The organism is Daejeonella sp. (genome assembly GCF_044348475.1).
In the GTDB taxonomy this organism is placed as follows: domain Bacteria; phylum Bacteroidota; class Bacteroidia; order Sphingobacteriales; family Sphingobacteriaceae; genus Daejeonella.
This window is the reverse complement of sequence record NZ_JBIKSU010000083.1, coordinates 1-7,060: the sequence shown is the minus strand read 5'-3', so window position 1 is coordinate 7,060 and position 7,060 is coordinate 1. Positions and strand designations below refer to the sequence as shown.

Genomic DNA, 7,060 nt, shown 5'->3' with positions numbered 1-7,060 from the left:
AGAGTTTCAAGAGGCTCAGCATTTGTTGAAATATAGCCAAAATCAGGATTGGTTGAAAACACTACGCCCTGATATCCCTTATTTTTTTTAGACATAATTTAAGTGAGGATATTTAATGAATGTGGGTTAATTCCAATATTAAGTGTATTTCCCATATCAAAAGGATCTCCATCCAGATGAATTACTGCAGCATTCTCTCGCGTAATTATGATTTTACTGCCCTGTATTATCTCCAAATAGTTTGATTTATGGGTATTCTTTCTAAACATTCTAACTAGTAAGGCAGGAAATTTATAAAGAGGAAATGGCTTTACAATACAAATATCCATCATGCCATCATTTAGAGATGCTAAAGGAGAAATATGCGCATTATTACCATATTGCGAAGAGTTCGCAATGCTAATCATAAAAGCCTGATGTTCATATTCTTTTCCATCTATAGTTAAACGATAATATTGAGAACGGTAATTGAAAACTTCTGATAAAGTGATTTTAGCATAACTAATAAGACCACGTTTAACATTTTCAGCAAAGCGTGCACTAATTTGAGCATCGAATCCTATGCCCGCCATATTAAAGAACTTTCTGCCGTTAAACGTACCTACATCAATTTTACTGATGTTGAGTTTATTTATTCTTTTAATAGCTTGAATAGCACGAATTGGAATCCCCAAAGATCTGGCCAGGCCATTACCTGATCCAAATGGGATTATTCCCATTAATTTATTTGTTCCCTCAACTTCAGATGCCACCTCATTTATTGTTCCATCACCCCCCACCGCAACCAAAATATCCACTCCATTTCTGATCGCCTCGGCTGCTATCTGAGAACCATGTCCACGATATTCAGTAAACACACATTCAGAATCAAATTTGCTCTTATCCAGATATTTATCAATCTTAAGCGGGAAATTATATTTGGTCTTTACGCCCGAAATTGGATTGATAACGAATAAAATTTTTCTTTTCAATTTAATTTAGAATTAAACATCAAAAATACTCTTAAATTTTTTAGAACATAATATTAATCCTACTTTTGCTATGCAAAAAAGTGGATCGATTTGCGTTGATTGCAACCACGTAAAAAAAAGTGCTAAAACATTCTGCCAATTTTTACTCCGGTCAACTCCATTTCCATTTTACTGCATTATTTAACTGTCTATTTATTTTTAATATTTAATCAAACTTCTATGCCTTATTTATTTACCTCAGAATCTGTATCAGAAGGGCACCCAGACAAGGTAGCTGATCAGATTTCAGATGCATTAATTGATAATTTTCTTGCTTGGGATGCAGAATCTAAAGTGGCCTGTGAAACTTTAGTAACAACTGGGCTTGTTGTATTAGCTGGCGAAGTAAAATCTCAAGTTTATCTGGATGTTCAGAAAATTGCACGTGATGTTATCCGTAAAATTGGCTATACAAAAGCAGAATATATGTTCGAAGCTGATTCATGCGGTGTTATTTCAGCAATCCATGAGCAATCTGCAGATATCAACCAAGGTGTTGATCGTGTAAATAAGCAAGATCAGGGTGCCGGTGATCAAGGTATGATGTTTGGCTATGCAACTAATGAAACTGAAAATTACATGCCGCTCGCATTAGATTTGGCTCATAAAATCTTAACAGAACTTGCCATTCTAAGAAGAGAGAATTCATCTATTAAATACCTACGTCCAGATGCAAAATCGCAGGTAACGATTGAATACAGCGATGATCATAAGCCTGTGCGTATCGATGCAATTGTTGTATCTACTCAACATGACGATTTTGATTCAGAGGAGAATATGCAGAAAAAGATTCAGCAGGATATTGTTTCAATATTAATTCCTAGGATTAAAGCACAACTTAAGCCCGAACTTCAGGCTTTATTTACTGATGCAATAAAATACCATATTAACCCAACTGGGAAATTCGTAATTGGTGGACCACATGGAGATACAGGTTTAACGGGTCGTAAGATCATAGTTGATACTTATGGTGGAAAAGGTGCACACGGTGGTGGCGCATTCTCAGGAAAAGATCCGTCAAAAGTGGATCGTTCGGCTGCTTATGCTACTCGTCACATCGCTAAAAATCTTGTTGCAGCAGGAGTTTGCAGCGAAATCCTTGTGCAGGTATCTTATGCAATCGGAGTTAAAGATCCAATGGGAATCTTTGTAGATACTTACGGAACTGCAAAAGTTAATTTCAACGATGGCGAAATCGCACAAAAAATAGCTTCAATTTTTGATATGACCCCTTACGGAATTGAAACTCGTTTAAAACTTCGTAATCCAATCTATTCTGAAACTGCAGCTTATGGACATATGGGCCGTACCAATGAAGTAGTAAGCAAAACCTTTAAAGGTTCAAATGGTGAAGAAAAGACCGTAAATGTTGAGTTATTTACTTGGGAAAAACTTGATTATACAGATAAAGTAAAAAAAGCCTTCAACTTGGCTTAATCGTTTTTTTTATATCTAAAAGCCTTCTTTCTTTCTAGAATGAAGGCTTTTTTTTTAATATTGTATAGATGAAAGAACCAAACATTAACCCATGGCAAACACTTTCCAGTAAAAAGATCTATGATAACCCATGGATCAGTTTAACAGAGCACCAGGTAATCAATCCGGGTGGTGGAAAGGGTATTTATGGAGAAGTTCATTTCAAAAACCTGGCAATTGGGATCATTGTTTTAGATGATTCTAATAATACCTGGCTTGTTGGTCAATATCGCTTTCCTTTGAAATCATACAGTTGGGAAATTCCGGAAGGTGGCGGGCAAGAAAACATTGACCCCCTGATTTCAGCAAAACGCGAACTTCTAGAAGAAACAGGTATTGAAGCAGAATCATGGACAGAAATTCAAAGGATACACCTTTCTAATTCTGTGAGCGATGAACTTGGCATCATATTCCTTGCTCAGAACTTACGTTTTGGTGAATCAAAACCAGAAGAAAGTGAAGAGCTCGCTCTTAAAAAAATACCATTTATGCAGGCATATGAAATGGTTTTGAATGGAGAAATAACTGACTCACTTAGTGTTGCTGCAATCTTAAAACTAAAGATTACACACTTTAGTTGATAAAAATCAAATCAAAAAATAATTTTACCAGGTAAATTAAGATACATGAATAAACTATTTGGCTATTTACTCACTCCAATACATTATTTGCTATTTGGCATGTTACTCTTGTTGTTCCATCCAATACAATGGATTTGTTTAAAATTGGGAGGCCAAGAAGGGCATAAAAAATCTGTAGATGTATTAAATTTCTTTCTATTAGCCACTTATTATGTTTTAGGGAGCCGAATAAAATTTAAAAATCCATATAACTTACCAACCAATAGACCAATCATCTTTATTGCTAATCACCAGAGCATGTATGATATCCCTGCATTAATTTGGTTTCTAAGAAGTTACCATGCAAAGTTCATTTCAAAAATAGAGTTGACAAAGGGTATCCCTAGCATATCATTTAATTTGAAATACGGCGGCGGAGCTAATATTGACAGGAAAGACAGTAAACAAGCCGTTTCGGAAATCATAAAATTGGCTGAAAGAATGAAAAAATTCAATTGGTCAACAGTTATTTTTCCAGAAGGAACGAGATCAAAGAATGGACAAATGAAACCTTTTGCAGTAGGTGGAGTAGCCACATTATTAAAAAAAGTACCTGATGCACTGCTAGTACCTATTGCAATTCATGGTTCTTGGAGGTTAGTACAATATGGCAAATTTCCATTAAGCGCCGGTCAAAAAATAATATGGGAGGTTCTAGAACCATTTGAACTGGGCAATAAAACAATGGAAGAAATTGTAGAGGCCGCAGAAAAAGCAATCAGCAAGGCATTGTAATTACTACCTACAGTGATTTAGCCAATATTCGTATTTTCAATCTGCTTAAAAAAATACTCCCGATAGGTATCACCAATTGGTATTATCTTTTCACCGATCTGAATTCGGCTACGTTCTATACTTTCAATTTTACCTAGAGCAATTATGTAAGATTTATGAACTCTAATAAACGATTTTGAAGGCAAGGACTCTTCCATTTTCTTCATATTTTGGAGGGTAATAATCCGTTCAGACCTAGTAAATATGGAAATGTAATCTTTTAGCCCCTCAATGTAAAGTATATCATCAAGATAAATTTTCTGAATTTTGTGTTCGGTTTTTACAAAAATAAAGTCATGATTTTTTTGAACTGAATGTACTTCAGGAGCTGAAGAGTTAGTATTTCCTGTACTTTGAAGCACTTTTTGTGCGGCCTTATAAAATCGATCAAATGCAATTGGCTTTAACAAATAATCTACCACATCAAGATCATATCCATCAAGAGCATACTGAGAATATGCAGTTGTGAGTATCACATCACATTTACCATTGATGATCTTTAAAAACTGTATGCCGGTCAGCTCGGGCATCTGCACATCCAAAAAAACCAGGTCTATAGCATCACTTTGCACAAGCGACAAGCCCTCAATGGCACTGGTAGTAGTCTTTACAAGAGTCAGAAATGGAACCTTACTGATATAATCTTCTAAAATATCCAGAGCAAGTGGCTCATCGTCAACAACCAGGCAGCGTATCATTCTATAAATTTAGATATAATTCACAATTATAAATATCATTAGTATCATCAATTTGAAGGCGATACCGATCTTTATATATCAGGGAAAGTCGCCTTTGTACATTCTGCAAGCCAATTCCTCCAGTTATATCCTTATTCATTGAACTCTTTATATTGCTTACATGAAACAAAAGTTTACCGTCTGTAAGATTGAGTGAAATGCTAATTGGATTTTCACTATCAGTTGCAATGCCGTGTTTAAAGGCATTTTCTACAAAAGAAATTAGCACGAGTGGAGTAATCATTAGCCCCAAAAGATCGCCATTTATTTCAAACTTAATATAAATATTGTCTTTGAATCTAAGCTTTTGAAGTTCAATATAATTTTCAAGATATCTGATCTCATTAGATAGTTCTACTTTGTCTTCATTGCTTTCATAAAGCATATACCTCATAATCTCAGAAAGCTTTAGTATGGCTTCGGGGGTTTTCTCTGATTTTTGGTAGGCAAGCGAATAGATATTATTTAGAGAGTTAAATAAAAAATGAGGGTTTATTTGAGATTTCAAAAACGCGAGCTCGGCAATTAAATTCTCGTTTTCCAGATTACTTTTAACTTTTTCATTTAGAAACCAATCCTGTATAAATTTTAAAACCGTACTCAGTAAGATAAAGAAACAACTAACAAATACAGCGCTTGAATAATAATACCAGAAGTCAATCACAACCTTACTTCCGCCTCTTTTTATTACAATATCATAGAAATAATAGGCTAAGCCACATTTTATAAATGAGAATATCATTACAACAAAAAATATGGAAAGAGCACACCATAAATATTTTTTTCGATTCAGAAAAGTTGGTAGGATGAAAAGGTAATTAATATAGAAAAGCGAAATATTAACGATTCCGAAATAAACAAAATTAACTATGGTTGAATATTCAGTTCTGCCATTATTATACATAAAGTACAGTACAATTGCTATCCAAATAATGGCATGAAGAACTATCTGCTTCAATTTATTCATGACCTAAAAGTATTATTTCAGGATTGTTAGAGGGTATTAGTTTCGACCAACAGGCAAAAGCACTCTTCCAAACACCTAATTTAAACTATTAAACTTTAGGAAGGAAAAATGTACGGTTTGTCTTGTAAATAGGCATCTTGGTCTAATACATTTCAGGATGATAATAAATAGGTATTTCTTTGTTCTATCAAAATAGATAAAATGAAAAAGTTGACGAACTGTATTTCTCCATTCATCATGCTGTTAATTCCATTATTCCTTCTAATCGGAATTCTAGCATTTAGTGTACATAATGAAAAACCTGTTGAAAAACAAAATGCGGGCTTAAAATTACAGGTTCCATCTGTCAAGACACTAATACAAGCCGCTATTAAATAATTACCGTAAAGAGCGGGGAATCACCACCAAGCTTTCATGCCCATCACTATCAACTGATTGTACACCAAAGTAATAGTTATCTTTTGAATAATTGAGAATTGCTTTTGTATCGGTAACAAAAAACTTTTTCTGCCAAACCGGACTACTTGTTTCTCTCATCACCACATAATAACCAATAGGTGTTTCGCCTGTAGGTAGTTCCCACCTAAGTTCAGTTTTATTCGTTAAACCACTGGTTACAATGCCCACCTTTTGAGGTTCTCTTGGTGCTAAAGCTAGATTAGCAAGCGATGCCAAATTCATTCGGGTTACTTTGCGGGTATATTCATAATCTACAAAATCAGGTAAATCACCATAATCAGTGCCATTTTCTTTACGGACTGTTTGATGCTGACGATCAAAATTTTCATTCATTTCGGTAACCCTTATTCCTGCGAAACCAAGCTGAGAAAATGGTGTATGGTCACCACCCCTAAGATACCTGTCGCGACGATAGATCAACTTAACATCTAATTGCTCCACATATCGTTCGCCAACTTCCTTAAAATATCTTGCAAATTGCCTTGCATTACCATCATTCTCTGATCCTGTACTTGCACGTCGAAGCGCTTCTTCAGGGCTTTCTACAACTGAAACTCCCTCACTGAATATTCTAACACTGTTATTGTCCTTTAAACCAGTTTCAATACCATAGGTATTACCCACAATATCATTGGTAATCATGCCAGCTACATTCCAACCTTCTGCTTTTGCTCGTTTTGCAAGATTGGCAGCACCGTATAAACCTTGCTCTTCAGCAACCATGGCCACAAAAATCAAGGTGCAATTAAACTTAAACTTACTCATTACCCTGGCTAGCTCCATAGCAGCAGCTGTTCCTGAGGCATCATCATTGGCACCTGGAGCAAAAATTTTAGAATCGTTTACATCTGATGCCCTAGAATCATAATGGCCTGAAACAATAAATACACGGTCATCTGCAGGGTCAGTTCCAGGAAGTATCCCCAATACATTTTTCATAACCATTGGAGTAGCAATCCTTCTACCATCAGCAGCTTGAGTGAATGTATCAAACTCAACCTTAAGCCTCCCTCCTGA

General features: G+C 35.3%; 8 protein-coding genes. 4 read left to right on the top strand and 4 right to left on the bottom strand.

Features of this window, described 5'->3' with window-relative positions; all coding sequences use genetic code 11:
- Window positions 1-98 precede the first annotated feature (98 nt).
- A complete protein-coding gene (locus ACIQZ6_RS10905; protein WP_395811008.1) occupies window positions 99-971 on the bottom strand; it encodes a diacylglycerol/lipid kinase family protein in 873 nt (290 codons plus the stop codon).
- 219 nt (window positions 972-1,190) lie between these two features.
- Between ACIQZ6_RS10905 and metK the strand changes: the two genes are divergently transcribed.
- The 3 genes from metK (at window position 1,191) to ACIQZ6_RS10890 (ending at window position 3,841) form a co-directional block, all read left to right on the top strand.
- The gene (metK, locus tag ACIQZ6_RS10900) at window positions 1,191-2,447 is read left to right on the top strand and encodes a methionine adenosyltransferase (RefSeq protein ID WP_395811006.1); all 1,257 of its coding nucleotides are present in this window, start codon (window positions 1,191-1,193) and stop codon (window positions 2,445-2,447) included.
- A gap of 68 nt (window positions 2,448-2,515) precedes the next feature.
- Window positions 2,516-3,067: an NUDIX domain-containing protein gene (locus ACIQZ6_RS10895; RefSeq protein WP_395811004.1), complete on the top strand. Its 552-nt coding sequence runs from the start codon at window positions 2,516-2,518 to the stop codon at window positions 3,065-3,067.
- A gap of 45 nt (window positions 3,068-3,112) precedes the next feature.
- Window positions 3,113-3,841: a lysophospholipid acyltransferase family protein gene (locus tag ACIQZ6_RS10890; RefSeq protein WP_395811002.1), complete on the top strand. Its 729-nt coding sequence runs from the start codon at window positions 3,113-3,115 to the stop codon at window positions 3,839-3,841.
- A gap of 17 nt (window positions 3,842-3,858) precedes the next feature.
- Here ACIQZ6_RS10890 and ACIQZ6_RS10885 read toward each other — a convergent pair whose 3' ends face one another.
- Together ACIQZ6_RS10885 and ACIQZ6_RS10880 are read right to left on the bottom strand one after the other, a co-directional pair.
- The gene (locus ACIQZ6_RS10885; RefSeq protein WP_395811000.1) at window positions 3,859-4,578 is read right to left on the bottom strand and encodes a LytR/AlgR family response regulator transcription factor; all 720 of its coding nucleotides are present in this window, start codon (window positions 4,576-4,578) and stop codon (window positions 3,859-3,861) included.
- 1 nt (window position 4,579) lies between these two features.
- Window positions 4,580-5,584, bottom strand: a complete 1,005-nt coding sequence (locus tag ACIQZ6_RS10880; protein WP_395810998.1) for a sensor histidine kinase — start codon at window positions 5,582-5,584, stop codon at window positions 4,580-4,582.
- Window positions 5,585-5,785: 201 nt separating this feature from the next.
- On the opposite strand from ACIQZ6_RS10880, the gene ACIQZ6_RS10875 reads away from it, so the two are divergent.
- Complete coding sequence (locus ACIQZ6_RS10875; RefSeq protein ID WP_395810996.1) at window positions 5,786-5,962, top strand: hypothetical protein; 177 nt, start codon at window positions 5,786-5,788, stop codon at window positions 5,960-5,962.
- Here ACIQZ6_RS10875 and ACIQZ6_RS10870 read toward each other — a convergent pair.
- The coding region (locus tag ACIQZ6_RS10870; protein ID WP_395810994.1) for a M20/M25/M40 family metallo-hydrolase at window positions 5,963-7,060 on the bottom strand (1,098 nt) is incomplete at its 5' end.